The organism is Vibrio sp. OY15 (assembly GCF_000742455.1).
GTDB lineage: Bacteria > Pseudomonadota > Gammaproteobacteria > Enterobacterales > Vibrionaceae > Vibrio > Vibrio alginolyticus.
In genome coordinates this window covers 551,830-576,809 of sequence record NZ_JPIL01000012.1, presented here as the reverse complement: position 1 = coordinate 576,809, position 24,980 = coordinate 551,830, and the positions used below count along the sequence as shown (strand labels likewise).

The following is a 24,980-nucleotide window of genomic DNA, read 5'->3' as shown; positions in this document are numbered from 1 at the left end:
AAAGCCCCAATCCTTTTTGTGTAAAAAGAATTGGGGCTTTTTTACTATTTGGTTAACGTTCAAAAGTAGATGAACAGACGTAAACCTTATCTATGCCGTTTTGAAAGTTGCCATCTGTTGATTCAGCTCAGTAACTTGCTCTTTTACTTGCAATGATGTCTCTGATGCACGTTGGCTGTTATTCGAAACCTCATCCACTGATTGAGTTATATCGGACATCAATCCAGTGATCGAGTTGGTCGCATGAGATTGCTGCTCTGCCGCTGCCGCAAGCTCTGCCATTTGTTCATTCAAAGAACCAATTTGTTCAGTAGTGACGAGCAAACGAGTTACCGCTTTTTCAATGTGCTCAGCGCCCTGCTCCGCAAGTGATTGGCTGTGTTCAATCTCCTCAACCACCGAATTGGTCGAGCGTTGAATCGCGTTGATAATGCCGTTGATTTCTGTCGTCGATTGAGTAGTGCGAGTCGCTAACATACGTACTTCATCCGCCACAACTGCAAAGCCTCGTCCTTGGTCGCCCGCACGCGCTGCTTCTATCGCGGCATTCAATGCCAGTAAGTTAGTTTGTTCTGCTAAGCCTTCAATCACCTCTGTAACTCGACCAATGGCTTCGCTCTCTTTGCTTAACTGCGTCACTTGCGTGCTCGCGGTTTCAATGCTGCCATGTAAGCTTTCCATGGTGACTTTGTTTTGCTCTAGTGCATCGCGACCTTGTTCAATCTCGCCTTTTGAATCAGAAAGCTTCTGTACTGATTGATTGGCTTGATCTAGGGTGTTACGCGCGGCTAAAGCGATTTCATCCAATTGGCTTCCCATTTCAACAATGCTGGTCTGTTGCTGTTCAACATTCAATGAAGTGACTTGCGCCGATTCCAATAAAGCTCCCATGCTGGTATCCACTTGGTGCGCTTTCTCACTCACCCCTGCCACGATGCTCGCTAACGATTGGTTCATGCGGTTAATCGAATCGGTAAGGTCTGCCAATTCATCTTTCCCAACAACAGTTAACGGAGGCTGAGAAACATCTCCTGAAGCGATCGTCTTGGCTCGCTCCGATAAGTTTTTCACTCGGCGACCAATGGTGTTGCCCATGTATTTTGAAATCGCTACTGCGGCAAACAAAACTAATGCTGCTGCAATCAACATAGTGGTCAGTACGTTCTTGATCGACTGATTAATACCCTGTCCACTTTGATCAGCACGACTTTGCTGAGCCAATACGATCGTTTCTAAACTTTGGTCTAGTGCATCCGCTGCTGGCAACAGTTCATTCGCCATTAACAAGTTTGATTCGTTCCATTCTGGCGATTGACGCAATGCAATCACCTGCTCTGCTAAAGGAAAGTACAGTTGCTGCATTTCTTTAAACAGTGACCACAGTGATTGGTCGTTATCGGTAAGTCTGTCGAGTTTGCTATCGATTTCCGCCACAGATTGATTGTGGTATTTAATCAAGTCGTGGTATTTGTCTAGATGATCTTGCTGCCCGTATAACAGGAAATCTCGCAGTGCAGACAGTGCATTGGCGAGCGAGGTATAGCTGTCGGCATAAACTTTGAACAGACGTTTTCTGTCTCCACCGAATGGGTTTCCTGACTCTTCGTTGATTAAGCTTTGAAGCTGGTCAAGTGCCACTTCTGCAATGGGTGCCGCTTCGTTAATAAAGAGGTTGTGTGCGGGTAAGTTCTCATCACTGTGGCTAAGTTCAATCAGCTTGTTTAGAGAAACTTTTACCGCGTCCCACTGGCTTTGGATCGCTTGAAAATCCTGTTCAGAGATCAACGCCTGCAACGTTGGAAGCGACTCGTCTGTAGATGCCATGATATTACGCACGTCCTCACTCAGACGTGCGCTCGCCTCTTCATCGCCACCTAGCAACATGTAGGCTCGAATCGAGGACAGCGACGCTTGAACGGACTGTTGGATGCCGCGACTGGTGTCGACGGTCGGTAAATCGGATTTAAGTAACGAAGAGGCGTATTGCTCTACGGTAGTGACGTTGCGATACGTGAATACCGCTGATGCCATAAAAAGTACGGCTAGCAGCACAAAACTGAGCTGCAACTTCCCTGATATCGTAAGGTTCATCCATAAACTCCTGACAACGATGAGCCTTAAATATAACGATGTTTACAAAAATGTTAAATACAGGTGTCAAAAGTTACTAAGAAAACCATGTAAACCACTATTTTAAGCCTATAAATAGGGCTTATTCGAAGTATGGTATGCGCTCACTACGTAAAATCAGATAATTAACGTAAGTCGTTTCTAAGCAGTCTTGCTCCCACAACGAAAGAATCCGCTTAGTGGCGAAGTAGTAATCTTTATTACGCAGTAACACGCCCACCGTGCGGCTGAGCTGCTCAAAGCGCTGTTGCTCATTAGCAGAGATGTCATTGTCCTCATTTTCAATGATGGGCGCCAATCCATCGGCAAACCAATTGTTCAGAATTTCACGCATCTCAAGTTCTGACTCCGGCACATCGATACTCGACAACTCACGATGCTGTGGTGGTGGCACTATGTACTTCGATGCTTTTGGCGAACTGACATAACGGTACATGTCGCTCCTCCTTGTAAATGACTCTTATACCCAAGTGACTTCAAGATGCAAGATTCAGAGCGTTGTCATTGATTCGGGGTCAAGGAAAACAACGCAGCGTAATAGTCAGCTCTTTCCAAGTTGTTTGACACAGAAGCCGAGTCAATGACACGCTCCCGAAGGGCGAGCTGTCTTGGTTTGTATACTTTGTTGTCGATTCTTGATTTAGACCCACTAGACCTTTAAATCGCCGCCGCGTCTACAAACCAAGCCATTCTCGCTGAACCTAACATCTCGAGGTTACTTGGGTATAAACTAGCTAAGAATACTTTTTTCAATTTCCAAGTTTTTTTCTACAGCTCATAGAAAGAAGCCCAACAAAAAAGCCATGCAAAGTAGGCTCTGCATGGCTTTGGTTCGGGCAGCAATGACACTGCCCTTGTCTAGGACTGGTTACATTGAGCTTTGATCGAAATCGTTGCCTTGGTCAGTACCCGTTTGAGTATCCGAGTCGAAGCTGCCAGAGTCATCCGTGAAGTCAACACCTTGGTCTTGACCTCCCGCACTTGTCCAGTCGCTGCCGCCAGATTCCATACCCGCCATATCTGGTTGCTGATCTTGAGCAGAACCTTGCATGGTGTATTGATCATCGACTTCAACTTCAACTGTGCCACTCGCACCTTCTACTGCGCTGCCCAATTCGTCGTAACCTTGGAATTGGATTTCGCTCGTACCTTCGTAACCTTCTGGTAAGTCAACCGATACTGGTTGGTTCAGGTTGCCACTTAATGTGAAGCTGCCATCGCCATTATCCAGTGCGTTGCTTACTGATGCACCATCAGGTAGACCGGACATTTCTGCATAATCCACCGATTCGTTACCACTGACCTCATCTGGAACCGAGATAGAAATGGTATCGCCTGGTGCTGCAGTCACATCAGCTGCGCTCTCCTCTTCACTGTCTGCACCGTTTGCTGCTTGCTCTTCAAGCTGTTGCGCTTCGCCGACTTGCTGCTCTGATGATGCTTGAGCAGTTTGGATTTGTGGCTCGTCGCTTTGCGCTGAATCGTCCGCAACTTGGATGCTCAGATTCTGAGTCGATACTTCACCGTTATCGTTAACCTGAACATCCATAGCCAAATTGCCATCGAAGTCATCGTTCGGCCAGTATGTCCACTCTTCATCACCTGATTTCGCGAAGAAACCAGCATCGTTTGCATCGGCGACATCCAACACTTCTGCTGAAGGGCTAATGCCAAGTTCATCAATCAACTGTGCTTCCGTTAGTGTTAGTGAACCATCATCAGCCAGTGCGTAGCCTTCGCTGGTTGTGGTTTCACCTTCACCTTGGATGTCGACATTAAAGAAGCTCTCAATGCGGTTTTCACCGTCAGTTGCAATGAAGCCAACTTGAACATCTCCGGTGTAGCCTTCTGCTGGTGTGAATTGGTAGTTACCTTGGTTATCGGTCTCTATCACACCTTGACCTTCCATTAGGCTCACTGACTCAATGCTCAAGCTGTCGCCTTCTGCATCGCTCAAGGTCGATAGCATGTCATCATTGGTGAACGACAAGGTGCCATCCGCTGCCATTTCTGTGGTAGAAATGCTGTCGATTTCTGGTGAAGCATTCTCTTGTGGCGCATCTTCTTTCACGACCACACCTGTTTGCTCATCATGAAGCACACCGTCTTTATCAATCACGTAAGCGATATCCGCTTCACCAGTAAAGCCTGGTGCTGGATTGAATGTCCATGTGCCATCACCGTTATCGACTATTTCACCTTGGTTGCGATCAGCTAGGTGAACGAATTTCACTTCATCACCCGCGTCAGCGTCCACATTCTCTGCCAATCCGATTAGGTCATCTGCGGTTAGTATAACTGGCTCACCCGCTAGGGTTTCGAAGTCACCTGAATCGATGCCATCTTCGAACTCTTCTGGCTCGTCACCATAATCCACCGTTGTTGCGGTCACGGTTACGAAGAACTCGCCATTAAAGTCAGCCGGAGGCGTCATTTGCAGGTCTGAGATATCCCACTCGTTCAAGTCGATGTATTGACCCGGTTCCGTGATGGTAACGGTGTTCAAACCATCCGTAACTTCGAAGCCAACAGGGAAACCAGTCATCACTAGGTTACTTAGCGTTTCTGAATCGTCGATTAGACCGACATTCAAGCCTAGGTGACCTGTTTCGTCCTCACCGAAGACTAACGGACCATCATGGTCGGTTGTGATGACTGCGCCATCGGCAACAGGGCGAACAAACACTGGTACATCAAGTACCGTCTCAAACTCACCGTCACTTACCACAACTTGCAAGTCAGAAACCCCTGCAAAATCGCCAGTCGGTGTGAATGTCCAAGTACCGTCACCGTTGTCCGTTACCTCACCACCATCTTCACCTTCTGCGGTGATAATGCGTGATACGACTAGGTTTTCAGTGTCGATATCGCCGAACAAGTTCATCAAGTCGCCAGCGTCGAAGGTGAATGCGCCATCCTCGTCGGTTGCCATAAAGGCATTACCCACATTGAATGGAGCATCGTTGACTGGAATAACATCCACATTCAACGAGCCTTCAACCACTTCTTCACCATCCGTCGCGGTGTAGCCCAGTTCCACCAAACCATTGAAGTCTTGAGTGGTCACCAAGTGGTACATACCATCTGGCTGCTGAGTTAATGTCGCGTTTGCAGGAGCACGAACCGTGATGCTTTCTACGCTGATTTCGTCACCATCAAGATCCGTAACTTGATCAGCGATGTAAGCTGGGTCAATCACCATGACCACATCTTCTTCGCCTTGCATCTGGATGGTTGGCGCTTCTGGTGCATCGTTAACCGCTTCGACGTTTAGATTGCCTTCAACCGGCGTAACTAAATCACCATCGCTGACGCCGAACGACATTGGCACATCACCATTGAAGTTCTCAGCCGGAGTGAATGACCAAGTACCATCACCGTTGTCTAGCAAGTCACCGTATTGCTCATCAATCACTAAGTCGACAGCAGACAGTTCGTCGTAGGTGTTATCGATGTCTGTCGCGTTAGCAAGCAACATGTCCTGCGTGATAAGAATGGTGGTATCTTCGGTGCCAGCAATATTCACTGGCGTTGATTGCGGCGCATCGTTAATTGGGTTCACCGTTAGGTCAACGCCCACTTCCACGCTCGCACCATCGTTATCAATCAAGTCGAAACTTAGGTCGATATCGCCATTGAAGTTCGCATCAGGCGTAATCGTAAAGCTACCATCTTGGTTCTCAATAACGGTTGCATTGGCTACCGCGGTTAAGTTCACTGCTTCTAGATTATCGCTGTCGACGTCACCCGCTTGAGCCAGTAACTGCTCTTGACTCAATGTGATTGAACCGTCTTCATCGACGCTGTAAGCCAAATCGCCAGATACCGGAGCATCGTTGACTGGCAATACATCAATGTTCGCGTTGGTTGTCGCAGTTGCACCGTCTTCATCAGCCACTACTACATCTAGACTTACGCCACCGTTGAAGTTTTCATTTGGTGCGAAGCTATAAGTGCCATCGTCATTCGCCGTTAGAATGCCGTCGCTACCACTGTAAGAGACGCTTTCTAGGCTTACGTCACCTTCCACATCGCTTGATTGCGCTAGCAGTTGCTCTTCCGTGAAGATAATAACTTCGTCTTCATTGACAGAGTAACTTGTCGCACCTGCGATTGGTGGATCGTTCACCTCAAGTACCGTAATACCCGCGGTGGTTGAATCCGTCGCACCGTCTTCATCTACCACAACAACATCTAGGCTCACTTCACCATTGAAGTTCTCGTTTGGCGAGAAGGTGTAAGTACCGTCACCGTTGTCTTGGAACACGCCATCTACGCCGCTGTAGCTGACGCTGTCGATTGCTACTTCGCCTTCGACGTCAGATGAGTTAGCCAATAGTTGTTCGTTACTGATGGTGATCGAATTATCTTCATGCACCGTGTAAGACGTGCTGCCTGCTACTGGTGGATCGTTCTCTGGCGTCACGCTTACGTCGATATTTGCGGTCACGGTATCCGTGCCATCAGAAACATCGAAGGTAAAGTTCACGTCGCCATTGAAGTTTTCGTTTGGCGCGAAGCTGTATGTGCCATCACCATTGTCAGTTAGGACACCGTCAGCACCTGTGTAAGTCACGCCTTCAACAGTTAGGTTGTCACCTTCTACATCCGTCGCGCCTGTTAATAGGTCAGCATCGGTGAAGGTAAGAAGACCGTCCTCACCCACGGTGAACGCTTGATCTTGTGGCTCTGGCGCATCATTGACTGGTGTTACTGTTAAGTCGAGACCAGCCGCAACCACTTCTTCGCCATCCGTGACATCGTAACTAAACTCGATGTCACCGTAGAAGTTCTCGCTCGGAGTAATGGTGAAGCTGCCATCCTCGTTCATTTCAACCGTTGCATTTTCATCATTGGTGCTTAAGTTGATTGCGCTCAGATCGTCACCATCGATATCAACGGCATGCTCAAGTAACTGCTCTTGAGTCAGCGTGATGCTGTTGTCTTCGGCAGTGACTGCAGTGATATCACCCGTCACTTCTGGTGCATCATTGGTTGGCGAGATATGAATCGTCACATCTTGCGTCGCTGTCGCCGTTGTACCTGTATCCACATCTGTAGAGGTTGCGTTCACGGTTAGCGTCACATCGCCGTTGAAGTCCGCAGAAGGGATAAACTCTAGTCCTTCTAGCTCGCCTGGTTGTAGTGACCAAGTGCCGTCGCCATTATCAACACCTGCTGATAGCGAGCTGCCTTCTGGCACATCTTCAATCAAGATAGCGAGGTTTTCTGAACCATCGGTATCTGTTAACGCGGCATCGATATCAAGCGGCACTGGCGTATCTTCGGTACCAATGATTTGGTAATCCGCGTCCGCTACCGTGATTTCGATGTTGTCGATACCAAACGACTCATCCCAAACGTCTTGATTCAAGGTTGAACCGAAGCCAAGTTGCAATTCACCATCCTCGACAGGAACCGTCAGATTGATTTGGTGAGCTTGGTCGTTCCAACCACTGAAGCCTTCACGTTGAGAGGCTCCGTGGATCACTTCACCTACTTCGTTACCGTCAGAGTCGTAAAGCGTTGTCGTACCATCTTGAGTACGGAACGCAGAGTTCTCCAAGGTGGTTAGCTGTTCACCGCCGACAAAGATTTGGAACGACTCGCCATCCCAAGAATCGATTTCGTAGAAGCTAAACGAAATATTCACTTCATTGACATCGCTTGGGATCTCGTAGGTTTTGCTGACCGCTTCATCACCGCCAGTGCCACCAATACGACCCAACATGTCGCCCGTTTCGAAGCCTTGTGAACTTTCAGTGTTCGCGTTCCAACCGTTCGAGCCAGACTCGAAGTTATCAGATGCAATCACCAAGTCTGAAGCAATCGACAGCTCTGGCATATCGACCACAGATTGAACATCAATGTTCGCTTCTGCTGGCACGGTTGCGGTGCCATCGTTGACATCAAACGTTACGTTCACGTTGCCATCGAAGTTTTCATTCGGAGCGAAGGTGTACGTGCCGTCACCGTTATCAACCAAAGTACCGCTATCAGAAGCAACGTTTTCAACCGTTAGGTTATCACCATCGATATCACCTGCATTTTGCAGCAGTTGCTCTTCGGTGAAGGTGAAGCTGGTGTCTTCTTGCGTAACAAACTGTGGCTGACCAACCGTTGGTAAGTCGTTCACTGGGTTCACAGTCAGATCGGCAGTCGCTTGAATGGTGGCATCGCCGTCCGTAATGTCGAAGCTCAGATCAATGTCGCCATTGAAGTCCGCATCCGGCGTGATAGTGAAGCTACCATCGTCATTCGCAACAACGGTCGCATTGCCGTCAACAGTCAGGTTGGATGCAGTTAGGTCATCGCCATCCACGTCGCCGGCTTGAGCAAGAAGCTGCTCTTGGCTGAGAGTGATAGAACCATCTTCATCCACGCTGTAAGCCAAGTCGCCAGATACCGGAGCATCGTTGACTGGCAATACATCAATGTTCGCGTTGGTTGTCGCAGTTGCACCGTCTTCATCAGCGACTACTACGTCTAGGCTTACGCCACCGTTGAAGTTTTCATTTGGCGCGAAGCTGTAAGTGCCATCGTCATTCGCCGTTAGAATGCCGTCGCTACCACTGTAAGAGACGCTTTCTAGGCTCACGTCACCTTCCACATCGCTTGATTGCGCTAGCAGTTGCTCTTCCGTGAAGATAATGACTTCGTCTTCATTAACAGAGTAACTTGTCGCACCTGCGATTGGTGGATCGTTCACCTCAAGAACGGTAATACCCGCAGTGGTTGAGTCTGTCGCACCCTCTTCATCGACAACTACAACGTCTAGGCTAACCTCGCCATTGAAGTTCTCGTTTGGAGAGAAGGTGTACGTACCATCGCCATTGTCTTGGAAGACGCCATCGTTGCCACTGTAAGTCACACTACTGATGTCTACGTCGCCTTCAATATCAGACGAATTAGCCAGTAGTTGCTCGTCACTGATGGTGATCGAGTTGTCTTCATGTACGGTGTAAGACGTGCTGCCCGCCACAGGTGGATCGTTCTCCGGCGTCACACTCACATCAATGTTGGCAGAGGTCGTATCCGTACCGTCTGACACATCGAAAGTGAAGTTCACATCACCATTGAAGTTCTCGTTTGGAGCAAAGCTGTAGGTCCCATCACCGTTATCGGTTAGGACACCATCTGCACCAGTGTAGCTCACACCTTCTACCGAAAGATTATCGCCATCGATATCCTTTGCACCATCAAGCAGATCTTCATCAGTGAACAGCAAGACGCCATCTTCACCAATGGTGAACGCTTGATCTTCCGGCTGCGGCAAGTCATTAACTGGGTTAACCGTTAGGTCAGCCGTTGCAACGATAGTATCGCTGCCATCGTTGATATCGAACGTGAAATCAATGTCGCCATTGAAGTTCGCGTCAGGCGTAATGGTAAAGCTGCCATCGTCATTAGCCGTAACCGTCGCATCACCGTCAACCACTAGGTTAGATGCAGTTAGTGCATCACCTTCTACATCCGTTGCTTGTGCCAACAATTGTTCTTGGCTTAGCGTGATTGAGTTGTCTTCGTCGACACTGTAAGCCAAGTCACCCGATACTGGAGCATCATTGATTGGCAGAACATCAATGTTTGCCGTCGTCGAAGCGGTCGCACCATCTTCGTCCACGACTACAACATCAAGATTCACTTCACCATTGAAGTTTTGGTTTGGTGCAAAGCTGAACGTACCATCACCATTGTCGGTAAAGATACCTTCGCTGCCACTGTAGCTCACGCTATCTAGTGCTACCTCACCTTCAATATCGGAAGAGTTTGCCAACAACTGTTCTGCACTGATGGTGATGACTTCATCTTCATCAATGGTGTAACTGGTTGTGCCTGCGATTGGTGGATCGTTCACTTCAAGAACGGTAATACCCGCTGTTGTTGTATCAACCGCGCCGTCCTCGTCAACCACGACAACATCAAGGCTAACATCGCCTGTAAAGTTTTCGTTTGGTGAGAAGGTGTAAGTACCATCGCCATTAATTTCTAGCACACCGTCGTTACCGCTGTAGCTCACGCTGCTGATCGCAACATCACCCTCGATATCAGACGAATTAGCCAGTAGTTGCTCGTCACTGATGGTGATCGAGTTGTCTTCATGTACTGTGTAAGACGTGCTGCCCGCCACCGGAGGATCGTTCTCTGGCGTCACACTCACATCAATGTTGGCAGAGGTCGTATCCGTACCGTCTGACACATCGAAAGTGAAGTTCACATCGCCATTGAAGTTCTCATTCGGCGCGAAGCTGTAAGTGCCGTCACCATTGTCGGTGAGAACACCGTCTGAACCTGTGTAAGTCACGCCTTCAACTGTTAGGTTGTCACCTTCTACATCCGTCGCGCCTGTTAACAAGTCTGCATCGGTGAAGGTAAGAAGACCGTCCTCACCCACAGTGAACGCTTGATCTTGTGGCTCTGGTGCGTCATTGACTGGCGTTACCGTTAAGTCGAGACCAGCCGCAACCACTTCTGCCCCGTCAGTCACATCGTAACTAAACTCGATGTCACCGTAGAAGTTCTCGCTCGGTGTAATGGTGAAGCTGCCATCCTCGTTCATTTCAACCGTCGCATTTTCATCATTGGTGCTCAGGTTGATTGCACTTAGGTCGTCACCATCAATATCAACGGCATGCTCCAGTAACTGCTCTTGAGTTAGCGTAATGCTGTTGTCTTCGGCGGTAACGGCACTGATATCACCCGTTACTTCTGGTGCATCATTGGTTGGCGAGATATGAATCGTCACATCTTGCGTCGCTGTCGCCGTTGTACCTGTATCCACATCGGTAGAAGTTGCGTTCACGGTTAGCGTCACATCGCCATTGAAGTCCGCAGAAGGGATAAACTCTAATCCTTCTAGCTCGCCTGGTTGTAGTGACCAAGTGCCGTCGCCATTATCAACACCCGCTGATAGTGCGCTGCCCTCTGGCACATCTTCAATCAAGATTGAGAGGTTTTCTGAACCATCGGTATCGGTTAACGCTGCATCGATATCAAGCGGCACTGGTGTATCTTCGGTACCAATGATTTGGTAATCCGCGTCCGCTACCGTGATTTCGATGTTGTCGATGCCGAATGACTCGTCAGGAATACTTTGGTTTAGCGTAGAACCAAAGCCTAACTGAAGCTGACCATCTTCCACCGGAACGGTTAAGTTCACTTGGTGTGCTTGGTCGTTCCAACCACTGAAGCCTTCACGTTGAGAGGCTCCGTGGATCACTTCACCCACTTCATTACCATCTGAGTCGTAAAGCGTTGTCGTACCATCTTGAGTACGGAACGCGGAGTTCTCCAAGGTGGTTAGCTGTTCGCCACCTACAAAGATTTGGAACGACTCGCCATCCCAAGAATCGATTTCGTAGAAGCTAAACGAGATATTCACTTCGTTGACATCGCTTGGGATCTCGTAGGTTTTGCTGACCGCTTCATCACCGCCAGTGCCACCAATACGACCCAACATGTCGCCCGTTTCGAAGCCTTGTGAACTTTCGGTGTTTGCGTTCCAACCGTTCGAGCCAGACTCGAAGTTATCAGAGGCAATCACCAAGTCTGAAGCAATCGACAGCTCTGGCATATCAACCACAGATTGAACATCAATGTTCGCTTCAGCAGGAACCGTTGCAGTGCCATCGTTGACGTCAAACGTCACGTTCACGTTGCCATCGAAGTTTTCGTTTGGCGCGAAGGTGTACGTGCCGTCACCGTTATCGACTAACGTACCACTGTCAGAAGCAACGTTTTCAACCGTTAGGTTATCACCATCGATATCACCTGCATTTTGCAGCAATTGCTCTTCGGTGAAGGTGAAGCTTGTGTCTTCTTGCGTAACAAACTGTGGCTGACCAACCGTTGGCAAGTCATTCACTGGGTTCACAGTCAGATCGGCAGTGGCTTGAATGGTGGCATCGCCGTCCGTAATGTTGAAGCTCAGATCAATGTCGCCATTGAAGTCCGCATCTGGTGTGATAGTGAAGCTGCCGTCATCGTTCGCAACAACGGTCGCATTGCCGTCAACAGTGAGGTTCGCTGCGGTTAGGTCATCGCCATCTACGTCGCCTGCTTGCGCAAGAAGCTGCTCTTGGCTGAGAGTGATAGAACCATCTTCATCCACGCTGTAAGCCAAATCACCTGATACTGGAGCATCGTTGACTGGCAATACATCAATGTTTGCATTGGTTGCTACCGTTGCACCATCTTCATCGGTCACGACAACATCTAGGCTGACATCACCGTTGAAGTTTTCGTTTGGTGCGAAGCTGAATGTACCGTCGCCGTTGTCAGTAAAGATACCGTCGGAGCCGCTGTAGCTGACACTATCAATCGCGACGTCACCTTCAACATCAGATGCGTTCGCCAATAGCTGCTCAGAGCTAATGGTGATCACTTCGTCTTCGTTGACTGAGTAGCTAGTTGCACCGGCAATTGGTGGATCGTTCACCTCAAGAACGGTAATACCCGCAGTGGTTGAATCCGTTGCACCGTCTTCATCGACAACCACAACGTCAAGGCTCACTTCACCATTGAAGTTCTCGTTTGGCGAGAAGGTGTAAGTACCATCACCATTGTCTTGGAACACGCCATCTGCGCCACTGTAGCTCACGCTGTCGATTGCTACTTCGCCTTCTACGTCAGATGAGTTAGCCAATAGTTGTTCGTTACTGATGGTGATCGAATTATCTTCATGCACCGTGTAAGACGTGCTGCCTGCAACCGGAGGATCGTTCTCTAGCGTCACGCTTACATCGATATTCGCCGTCACGGTATCCGTGCCATCAGAAACATCGAAGGTAAAGTTCACGTCGCCATTGAAGTTTTCGTTTGGCGCGAAGCTGTAAGTGCCATCACCATTGTCGGTTAGGACACCGTCTGCACCTGTGTAAGTGACACCTTCAACCGATAGATTATCGCCATCGATATCCGTTGCACCATCAAGCAGATCTTCATCAGTGAACAGCAAGACGCCATCTTCACCAATGGTAAACGCTTGATCTTCTGGCTGTGGTAAGTCGTTAACTGGATTAACCGTTAGGTCCGCCGTTGCAACAATAGTGTCGCTGCCATCGTTGATATCGAACGTGATATCAATGTCACCATTGAAGTTCGCATCAGGCGTAATGGTAAAGCTGCCATCATCGTTTGCCGTAACCGTTGCATCACCGTCAACCACTAGGTTAGATGCGGTTAGCGCGTCGCCTTCTACATCCGATGCTTGAGCAAGAAGCTGCTCTTGGCTAAGCGTAATTGAATTGTCTTCATCGACACTGTAAGCCAAGTTGCCCGATACTGGCGCATCGTTGATTGGCAATACATCGATGTTTGCATTAGTTGACGCAGTTGCACCGTCTTCATCAACAACCACAACATCTAGGCTCACATCGCCATCGAAGTTTGCATTTGGTGCGAAGCTGAATGTGCCGTCACCGTTATCAGTAAAGATACCGTCAGAGCCGCTGTAGCTTACGCTATCAATCGCAACTTCACCTTCAACGTCAGAAGCGTTCGCCAATAACTGCTCAGAGCTAATGGTGATGACTTCGTCTTCGTTCACTGAGTAGCTGGTCGCGCCTGCAATTGGTGGATCGTTCACCTCAAGTACTGTAATACCTGCGGTAGTCGAATCCGTCGCACCATCTTCATCGACCACGACAACATCTAGGCTCACTTCGCCATTGAAGTTCTCGTTTGGCGAGAAGGTGTACGTACCGTCACCATTGTCTTGGAACACACCATCTGTGCCGCTGTAGCTCACGCTATCAACCGCGACATCTCCTTCGACGTCAGATGAATTCGCCAGTAACTGCTCGTCACTAATGGTGATCGAGTTGTCTTCATGCACTGTGTAAGACGTGCTGCCTGCCACCGGTGGATCGTTCTCTGGAGTGACTGTCACATCGATATTCGCGGTCACGGTATCCGTGCCATCAGAAACATCGAAGGTAAAGTTCACATCCCCATTGAAGTTCTCATTCGGTGCAAAGCTATACGTACCATCGCCATTGTCAGTTAGGACACCATCTGCGCCTGTGTAAGTGACGCCCTCTACCGATAGGTCATCGCCATCAATGTCCGTTGCACCATCAAGCAGGTCTTGGTCAGTGAAGGTCAACACACCATCTTCACCAATGGTGAACGCTTGATCTTCTGGCTGCGGCAAATCATTAATTGGGTTAACGGTTAGGTCCGCTGTTGCAACAATAGTGTCGCTGCCGTCGTTGATATCGAACGTGATATCAATGTCGCCATTAAAGTTCGCATCTGGCGTGATAGTGAAGCTACCATCGTCGTTTGCCGTAACCCTTGCATCACCGTCAACCATTAGATTAGATGCGGTTAGCGCGTCGCCTTCTACATCCGATGCTTGAGCAAGAAGCTGCTCTTGACTCAACGTGATTGAGTTGTCTTCGTCGACGCTGTACGCCAAGTTACCCGAAACTGGTGCATCATTGATTGGTAAGACATCGACTGTGATGTAAGTATCGACCTCTGCGCCGTCTTCATCACGAATGGTCACATCCAACTGCACTTGACCATTGAAGTTTTCATTCGGAGCAAAGCTACAAGTACCATCGCCGTTTACTGAGAAGATACCATCTGGACCGTCGTAGCTGATGCCTACTAGCTCAACATCCCCTTCAACATCCGAAGCATTCAGTAGCACTTGAGATTCACTAAAGGTTAGAACTTGGTCTTCATCGATAGTGTATGCGGTAGGACCTGCGATTGGTGGGTCATTTACCTCAATCACAGTAATGCCAGCAGTGGTAGAATCCGTTGCACCTTCTTCATCAACAACGACAACATCTAGGCTCACCTCGCCGCTGAAATTTTCGTTTGGTGAGAAGGTGTACGTACCATCACCGTTGATTTCCAGCACGCCATCGTTACCGCTGTAGCTCACGCTATCAATCGCCACTTCGCCTTCTATATCAGACGAGTTAGCCAACAGCTGTTCGTTACTAATGGTAATCGAATTGTCTTCATGAACGGTGTAAGCCGTGCTGCCTGCAACCGGTGGATCGTTCTCCGGCGTCACGCTTACGTCGATATTCGCCGTCACGGTATCCGTGCCATCGGAAACATCGAAAGTGAAGTTCACGTCGCCATTAAAGTTCTCGTTTGGTGCGAAGCTATATGTGCCATCACCATTGTCAGTAAGAACACCGTCCGCGCCTGTGTAAGTGACGCCCTCAACAGATAAGTCATCCCCTTCAATATCGGTAGCGCCTGTTAGGAGATCCGCATCAGTAAAGGTCAGCACACCATCTTCACCAATGGTGAACGCTTGATCTTGTGGTTCAGGCGCATCGTTAACTGGTGACACCAATAACTCAAGGTTGGTTGAGACAACATCATCGCCGTCAGACACATCGAACGTAAAGGTGATGTCACCATTAAAGTCCGCATCTGGCGTTAAGGTGTAAGTACCGTCACCATTGTCTGTGATGGTGATGTTTTCATCATCCGTTGCCAAGTTCAGTGCTGTCAGTTGGTCTCCATCCAAGTCACGCGCATTAGCGAGCAAATCTTCTTGCGTGATTAGGATTGAACCATCTTCTTCAACCACAGCAGAAACAGGCAATGCTTCAGGCGTATGTTCAATGTGAGCACCCGTTGCATTGACGTAGATGGTTTGAGAAACGGTTTCAGAATCATTATTTGATAGCTCTGTCGCCGTTGCCGTTACATTGATTTCTAGCTGTTGGTTAAAGTCTTCTGGCAATTGAATCTGTAGCTCTTGTTCAATTGCTGTGGTTGGAAGCGTTACAGAACCATCTGGACCGACTGTTACTTCACCGCTGTAGATCTGGCTGTTCACTTCACCTACATCAATGGTGAAGTTGAAGTCACTATAATCGGCATCGCCGCCACCGTAGAGATCTTCAAAGCCGTAAACCAGTTCACCGTCTTCGTTCACAGTAGTTCGAGTATGTTCAATGCCATCTTGGTTGAGCTCTGAGCTTGTGCCGCCATGGAAGACTGCATCACCAAATTGGCTTTGAATCACGGTTTCAGAACCATCAGCACCCACAAACACGAGTTGTGGGTCGACCGTATCCATGTTCGCAGGAGAGCCATCTGCCGCACGGAACTCATACTGACCATCTTGCATGGACGCAAAGTCATTGAAGTTATGACCGTTAGGAATCAAGAATAGGTTGAAGCTTTCCCCTTCCGAGATTTGGAAGCTGAACTGATCTTGTCCCGGAACGAGGTCACCACCGCCGCCAACTTGAGAGGCGTTTTCGTATACCACTTCAACGCCCGTGATGTTGCCATCTTCATCGACTTTGTAGTAACCCGCTGTGTTTTGGTAACCCGCGGTTTCACCTTCAAAGGTAACCGTGATTTCAGTATCGTTAAAACTGGTGATACCGTTGTCTTGATCGTTAAGTACCCCTTCGTTGTCGTAGCTGATCACCGAACCTTCTGGAACACCATCAACGGTCACAGTCAGCGTTTCTGACAAGTCTTGGTCAACCAATGCTGCGGCGATGTTCACTTCAACAATACCGCCTGGCTCAACCAAGATCGCTTGGTCATCCACGTTTCGACCGTCGCCATCAGTGATGACTAGATCTGGCGCATCTGCTACGGCTTCGATATGGACATTAATGTCTTGCTCAACTTCATCCGTACCGTCAGAAACCGTAAAGCTGAACTGTAAGTCACCACTGAAGTGCTCTTCTGGTACGAAGCTAAATGTACCGTCACCGTTGTCCGTTACAGTACCTTCATCACCCGAGTAGTTAATGCTCGTAACAGTGAGGTCATCACCATCAATATCAATCGCGCCACTTAGCAGATCTTCTTGCGTGAACAGGATGCTGCCATCCTCTTCAATGTGGTACATGCCAGGCGCAACAATTGGAATGTCATTGACTGGGTTCACCGTCAATGTCATTTCATTGGCAACACTCAATTCACCGTCGCTCACTTCATAAGTAAACTCGATGTCTCCGTTGAAGTTCTGTGAAGGCGTAACGGTAAAGGTGCCGTCGCCGTTATCCACGATAGAGGCATTAGGATCATTGGTTTCTAGTGCCGTTGCGTATAGGTCATCACCATCTTGATCGCTGGCATTTTCAAGCAGCATTTCTTGTGTCACGAGAATAGAGCCATCCTCGTCCACGTCTGCCACGATTGGCGCTGCTTCTGGTGCGTCGTTGACGAACTCAACTTTCAAGTCGATGTTTGCCGCCACCACATCGGTGCCATCACTCACATCAAACGTGAGGTCAACATTACCAAAGAAGCCCTGCTCTGGCGTTAACGTGTAGGTGCCATCGCCATTGTCTGTCACTTGAACCGTATCGCTTAAGCTCGTCACGTTCACAACAGATAAGTCATCGCCTTCGATGTCCGTCGCTTGAGCCAGCAGCTCTGCTTCAGTAATCGTGATGGCTTCGCCGTCTTCTGTGGTGAAGGACAAATCAGGTACATCTGGCAGGTCGTTCACTGGGTTAACGGTGAGGTTTAGATCCGCAGCGACGGTTTCAATCGCGTCAGTTACGTCATAAGTAAATTCGATTTCACCAAAGAAGTTTTCGCTCGGTGTAATCGTGAAGCTACCATCAGCGTTCTCAACGATGGTTGCATTAGGATCGTTGGTCGACAGGTTCACCGCTTCAAGGTTGTCACCATCCACGTCCGTCGCGTTCGCTAACAAGTCTTCTTGAGTGATGGTAATTGAGCCATCTTCATCAACGACCGCATCAACAGGACCGCTAACCTCTGGACCTTCGTTGACGATCTCAACATCGATCTTCGCAGTGCTTGGTGCACTTGCTTGACCGTCGCTGATGTCGAAGGTCAGGTTCACTTCACCGTAGAAGTTCGAAGTTGGCTCGAAGGTAAAGGTGTTGTCGCCGTTGTCTGTCAACGTACCTTGTGACTGGTCAACAAGCAGTAGATTCTCGATATGCAGAATGTCGCCATCCACATCGGTCGCACCTGATAACAGGTCTTTTGCTTCGATGATGATGGTGCCGTTTTCTAGCATTTGAGTATGCAGCGGTGCACCAGGGACTGGCACATCGTTGACCGGAATAACGGTCAGATCTAGATGGGTATCGACTTCATCGGTGCCATCGAAGACTTTGTAATCGATGTCGACTTCACCATTGAAGTTTTCATTCGGCATAAAGGTGTAAGTGCCGTCGCCATTGTCGACAAGCTCACCGTTATCACCGCTGTAAGAGATATCAGAGATAGACAGCGCATCGCCTTCTACATCACTTGCATTCGCAAGCAGGTCGTCCGCGCTAAACGTAATGCCCACATCCTCATCAGTCGACAATACAATCGGACCAGAAACGATTGGCGCATCGTTTACTGCTTCGAAGTTGATGTTGATGATGTTGTCGTCAGTGAGTTCACCATCCGTAACTTGATAACCTAGCTCAATCTCACCGTAGAAGTTCTCATCTGGTGTGACTGTCCATGTACCATCGCCGTTGTCGGTTAACGTAGCGTGCTCCGCGTTATCCCCCACCAGCTCAAGGTTTTGAATATCAAGAACATCGCTATCGATATCACTCGCTTGTGCTAAAAGCTGTTCTTCTGTGATAACCACAGAGGCAAACTGCGTAGAACCTTCGGTATCGATGGTCACATTTGGCAGATCAGCCGTCAGTTCGATTTCACTGTCACCTTCTCGGATATTCAGTTCTACCGTTTCCGTGATTTCCGTGCCGTCCACACCAATAGATGTGAACACCGCTTCATCATGACAAGTTTGCGAAACCGTCATGTTTTGAACCACGTAAGTACCGTTACCTTGAATCGTACCTAGCTCAAAGTAAGACACCGGCTCGTTCACCGTTAGGGTGTAATCCGTCTCATAGCTACCAAGATCTTCTTTGTGGTAAGTCATCGAGTCGATCAAGTCACCATCGGAATTGAATGCGCGAATTTCGACTTCTGTAAAGTGGCGAGACTCCTCCATAAACCAGCCGCCTAGACCATCTAGATGGAAGCTGATTTCGTTGATGTCTTGACCTTCAACGCTCACAGTCAGTTTTTCATCACCACTCAAGCCTTGACGGTCAGTATCGCCAATACCGTGACCGATGTGTGTTTTACCATTCCACGCACCGAGTGGGTCATCATTACTTTGAACGGTAACTTTCAAATCACCATCAACAAACTCACGTGTGTAAGGGTCAACAGCAGTACCCCAATCATCAAGGCTGGCGTTGTCGTCAAAGGTACCAATTTGACTCGTATGCGTACCGTTTGCCAATGCATCATCATTTGGAATGAAGCGCACTTCCGTATCTGCAGGAACCTCCTGCCCGACTTCTAGCTGTACCCATTCGTCATTTAGATTCGCTTCGATGATGCCGTTTTCAGGGGCTTGGTCGAGACGTAACGCAGGCTCTTCACGCAGAGAAACACCCACGGTTTCGTCTTCTTCCGCTTGAATAAAGATCTCGTCGCCCGCTTCTGGCGCATCGTTGACCGGATTAACGGTCAGATCCAACGTGGTCAGAACATCATTTTCGCCATCGCTGATGTTGTAAGTGAAGTCCAACTCACCATTGAAGTTTTCCGTATGCGTAATAGTGAATGAACCATCATCGTTGGCTACGATCGTCGCATCTGGGTCATTGGTTTGTAGATTGCTGGCAACAAGGTCATCACCTTCAATGTCAGTCGCATTCGCAAGCAACTGTTCTTGCGTGATGGTGATGGCGTTATCTTCATCCACTTCAGCTTGAATGCCTGATGTTTCAGGTGCGTCGTTCACCGCGATAACATCAATGCCTGCGGTTGTCGTATCTGTTGCACCATCTTGGTCGATAACCGTAACGTCGAGCGAAATGTTACCGTCAAAGTTCTCATTTGGCGTAAAGGTATATGTGCCGTCGCCATTGTCCACGAAGCTACCGTCGTTACCAGAGTAGCTAACATTCGCCAAGGCTACGTCGCCTTCCACATCAGAAGAGTTGGCTAACAACTGCTCGTCACTAATGGTGATTTGACCATCTTCTTGAACCGTGTAAGACGTAGAACCTGCCACCGGAGGATCGTTCACTGGAGTCACGCTGACATCAATGAATGCTGGTGTTGAACCTGTACCGTCAGACACATCGAATGTGAACTGAACATCGCCGTTGAAGTTCTCATTCGGCGCGAAGCTGTAGGTGCCATCGCCATTGTCGGTAAGCACACCATCTGCACCTGTGTAGAGAACGTTTTCGATAGACAGATCATCGCCATCAATATCCGATGCGCCTTCCAATAGGTCTGCATCCGTGAACAGCAAGGTGCCATCTTCTTCTACCGTGAACTGTTGATCTTGCGCTTGTGGCAAGTCATTCACAGGATTAACCGTAATGTCCAGACCAACTTGTACCGAGCCACCATCGTTATCAATGATATCGAAGGTCAGATCTAGGTCGCCGTTGTAGTTTTCATCCGGTGTGATGGTGTAACTGCCATCATCGTTGTATTGAATCGTTGCGTTGTCATCTGTCGATAGATTGATGGCTTCAAGGTTCTCGCTATCAATATCGCCCGCTTTGGCAAGCAGCTGCTCTTGGCTTAGCGTGATTGAGCTGTCTTCGTTGATGGTGTAAGCCAAATCACCCGATACTGGTGGATCGTTGATTGGCAATACGTCGACATTGATGTGCGTATCAACGGTCGCCCCATTTTCATCTTGAATGGTCACATCCAACTGAACTTGGCCATTGAAGTTCTCGTTTGGTGCAAAGCTGCAAGTACCATCGCCATTGACGGTAAAGATACCATCCGAGCCTTCATAGCTGATGCCAACAAGCTCTACATCACCCTCGATATCAGATGCGTTGGCAAGAATTTGTGACTCACTGAATGTCAGTACTGAATCTTCATCAATCGTGTAAGACGTTGGACCGGCAACTGGAGGGTCATTCACTTCAATAACCGTAATGCCTGCAGTTGTTTCGTCAATCGCACCTTGCTCATCCGCCACAATCACATCAAGGCTGATATCACCGCTGAAGTTCTCATTCGGCATGAAGGTGTAAGTGCCGTCACCGTTGTCTTGGAATACGCCATCGGTGCCTGAATAGGTCACGCTATCGATGGACACTGCGCCTTCCACATCCGAAGAGTTAGCCAGAAGCTGCTCGTCGGAAATGGTAATCGCGTTGTCTTCATCAACCGTGTAAGACGTTGAACCCGCAACCGGAGGATCGTTCACTGGAGTGACGCTCACGTCCACATTGGCAGGTACGGTCTCAGTGCCGTCAGAAACACCAAAGCTAAAGCTGACATCACCGTTGAAGTTTTCATTTGGTGCAAAGGTGTAAGTACCATCACCGTGGTCAGTCAACACACCATCGCTGCCTGTGTAGCTAATGCCGTCAACCGTTAAGTTATCGCCATCGATGTCGGTCGCGCCAGCAAGCAAGTCTGCGTCAGTAAACTGAAGCGTGCCGTCTTCTTCAACACTAAACTGCTGGTCTTGAGGAACAGGAAGATCGTTAACCGGATTAACCGTTAGATCCGCCGTTGCTTGGATAGTGTCTGTGCCGTCCGTAATGTTGAATTGGATATCAATGTCACCATTAAAGTCCGCATCTGGCGTAATCGTGAAGCTGCCATCGTCGTTCGCTGTGACGGTTGCGTTTCCATCTACACTCAAATCGCTAGCAGTCAGACCATCTCCCTCAATATCAGACGCTTGAGAAAGAAGCTGTTCTTGGCTGAGTGTAATCGCACCGTCTTCATCAACGCTGTAAGCCAAATCACCCGATACTGGCGCATCATTGATTGGCAATACATTCACATTGATGACGGTATCAACTTCTGCCCCATCTTCATCTCGAATGGTCACATCAAGTTGAACTTGTCCGTTAAAATTCTCGTTTGGCGCGAAGCTGCACGTGCCATCATCGTTAACGGTGAAAATGCCATCCGGACCATCGTAACTAATGCCAACAAGCTCTACATCGCCTTCCACATCAGAGGCATTCAACAGCACTTGCGACTCACTAAAGGTCAGAACTGAGTCTTCATCAATGGTGTAAGAAGTTGGTCCTGCGACTGGTGGATCGTTCACTTCCAGCACCGTAATGCCAGCAGTGGTGGCATCCGTTGCGCCTTCTTCATCAGCGACGACAACATCAAGCGTCACTTCACCATTAAAGTTTTCATTTGGAGAGAAGGTGTACGTACCGTCACCATTGATTTGCAACACACCATCGCTGCCAGAGTAGCTCACGCTATCTATCGAGACATCCCCTTCTAAATCCGAAGAGTTTGCCAACAGCTGCGCGTCAGAAATGGTAATAGAGTTGTCTTCGTGAACCGTGTAAGACGTTGAGCCTGCCACCGGAGGATCATTCACCGGCGTAACGCTCACATCCACATTCGCTGAAACTGTATCTGTGCCATCAGATACGTCGAAGCTGAAGTTTACATCACCGTTGAAGTTCTCATTTGGCGCAAAGCTATACGTGCCATCGCCATTGTCAGTTAGAACGCCGTCGGTTCCTTCGTAGCTGATTCCCGTTACAGAAAGGTCATCGCCTTCAATGTCGGTCGCACCTGCAAGCAGATCCGCATCGGTAAATTGTAGCGTGCCGTCCTCTTCCACACTGAATTGTTGGTCTTGAGGAACAGGCAGATCGTTGATTGGATTAACGGTTAGGTCAGCGGTTGCTTGAACGGTATTCGTGCCATCTGAAATATCAAAGCTAATGTCGATATCACCGTTGAAATCTGCGTCCGGCGTGATGGTGAAGCTACCATCGTCATTTTGAGTCACCGTCGCGTTGCCATCTACCGAAAGGTTAGAAGCCGTCAGTGCATCGCCTTCCACGTCAGAAGCTTGCGACAACAACTGTTCTTGGCTCAAACGAATCGAGCCATCTTCATCCACTGAGTAAGCAAGATTGCCAGATACTGGCGCATCATCAACTGGCGTAACGTTAACATCAATGTTGGCAGAAACCGTATCTGTGCCATCGGACACATCAAAGCTAAAGTTCACATCGCCATTGAAGTTTTCATTTGGCGCAAAAGTGTAGGTCCCATTACCGTTGTCGGTCAGGATGCCGTCACCACCGTCGTAGCTTACGCCCTCAACCGTTAGGTTATCGCCTTCAATATCCGTTGCACCACTGAGCAGGTCTGCGTCCGTAAAGATCAGCGTGCCATCTTCTTCCACGCTGAACTGTTGGTCTTGAGGAACAGGCAGATCGTTGATTGGATTAACGGTTAGGTCAGCGGTTGCTTGAACGGTATTCGTGCCATCTGAGATATCAAAGCTGATGTCGATATCACCATTAAAATCTGCGTCCGGCGTGATGGTGAAGCTACCATCGTCATTTTGAGTTACCGTCGCGTTGCCATCTACCGAAAGATTAGATGCCGTCAGTGCATCGCCTTCCACATCGGAAGCTTGCGACAACAACTGCTCTTGGCTCAAACGAATCGAGCCATCTTCATCCACCGAGTATGCAAGATTGCCAGATACTGGTGCATCGTCGACTGGCGTAACGCTTACATCAATGTTGGCAGAAACCGTATCCGTGCCGTCGGACACATCAAAGCTAAAGTTCACATCGCCATTGAAGTTTTCATTTGGCGCAAAAGTGTAAGTCCCATTACCGTTGTCGGTCAGGATGCCGTCGCCACCGTCGTAGCTTACGCCCTCAACTGTTAGGTTATCGCCTTCAATATCCGTTGCACCAGCAAGCAGGTCAGCATCGGTGAAGATCAGCGTGCCGTCTTCTTCCACCTCAAAGGTTTTATCTTCCGGCACTGGTGCGTCATTGATTGGACGAACAGTTAAATCAATCGAACTAGAAATGGTTTCTTGACCATCACTGATATCAAACGTTAAGTCGAGTTCACCATTAAAATCAGCTTCAGGTGTGACGGTATAAGTGCCATCACCATTATCCACAACGGATGCATTAGCACCCACTTGCACGTTAAATGCGGCAAGATCATCGCCATCAACATCACTCGCGTACCCGAGAAGTTGTTCTTGAGTGAAGGTAATAGTGCCATCTTCATCCATGATGTATGCCAGATCTTGCCCTACTTCTGGCGCGTCATTTTCACCTTCGACTTTAATTTGGAACGTCTCGCTCGTAGTTTCGGAGTCGAAATCGTCTTCTACTTGCGTCGTGGTTTCTTCGCTAGTGTCTTGTACATCCACCGCGAAGCTCTCTTCAGTGGTTTCTGAATCTAGCTCGTCACCACCTTGAGAACCTTCAGAGTCTGAAGAAGCACTTGGCGCAGATGAAGTTTGTACCGCTTGTCCTTGCGCTTCATTGCCTTCTGCGTCCAAACCACCTTCAGAGCCAGAGGCATCACCACCACCGACCGCTTGGGCACCCGCCCCAGAATCCGAACCACCGCTGCCCAGAGCCTCGTCACCTGATTCTCCGCTAGAAGCTACACTATCAACAATATTGGATTGTGCAGCGTCAGAGTCGCTGCTACTTTCAGTATCCTCTTCTTGAACTGCGCCACCCGAGCTCACTGCTTCTTCTTCCGTACCCGCGCCACTAGGATTTTCTTCCATCGCACGATTGGCTTCATCAACAGCATCTGCACTTTCAGCACCGGTCGCTACAGTCGAAGAGACGGTCGACTGCTGTTTTTCTTCTTTTGTCCCCGTATCCTTCGTTTCTGTTTGCTCTACCGCATCGTTAAGCTTTTCATTGTCTTTTTCTTGATTAGTGTCGCCTGCCATTACAGCCTCCGTTGCTTTTAGCTAACTGATCGTACTTAGAGGCAGTAAAGGACACCATTTTTAGAAACCAACTTTTTTATACAACTTTTTTCATACCTTTCGAGTTCTATAAAAACAAAAAAATTTGAAAACCCAGTATAAAGATCCTTAC

Annotated in this window: 3 protein-coding genes; all 3 read right to left on the bottom strand. The window is 48.7% G+C overall.

What is annotated here, in order from left to right:
• Positions 1 to 90 precede the first annotated feature (90 nt).
• The 3 genes from IJ23_RS16550 to IJ23_RS16540 all read right to left on the bottom strand — a co-directional run bounded on the left by IJ23_RS16550 (position 91) and on the right by IJ23_RS16540 (position 24,829).
• Positions 91 to 2,091: a HAMP domain-containing methyl-accepting chemotaxis protein gene (locus IJ23_RS16550; RefSeq protein ID WP_033906833.1), complete on the bottom strand. Its 2,001-nt coding sequence runs from the start codon at positions 2,089 to 2,091 to the stop codon at positions 91 to 93.
• A gap of 121 nt (positions 2,092 to 2,212) precedes the next feature.
• Positions 2,213 to 2,566, bottom strand: coding sequence for a hypothetical protein (locus IJ23_RS16545; RefSeq protein ID WP_033906832.1), 354 nt, complete (start codon positions 2,564 to 2,566; stop codon positions 2,213 to 2,215).
• Between the two features lie 432 nt (positions 2,567 to 2,998).
• Positions 2,999 to 24,829: a tandem-95 repeat protein gene (locus tag IJ23_RS16540; protein WP_033906831.1), complete on the bottom strand. Its 21,831-nt coding sequence runs from the start codon at positions 24,827 to 24,829 to the stop codon at positions 2,999 to 3,001.
• Positions 24,830 to 24,980: the final 151 nt, after the last annotated feature.

Bases quoted from the DNA above. Each gene is read 5' to 3' on its own strand.
- IJ23_RS16545 (WP_033906832.1), bottom strand. From the start codon at position 2,566: ATGTACCGTTATGTCAGTTCGCCAAAAGCATCGAAGTACATAGTGCCA.
- IJ23_RS16550 (WP_033906833.1), bottom strand. From the start codon at position 2,091: ATGAACCTTACGATATCAGGGAAGTTGCAGCTCAGTTTTGTGCTGCTA.
- IJ23_RS16540 (WP_033906831.1), bottom strand. From the start codon at position 24,829: ATGGCAGGCGACACTAATCAAGAAAAAGACAATGAAAAGCTTAACGAT.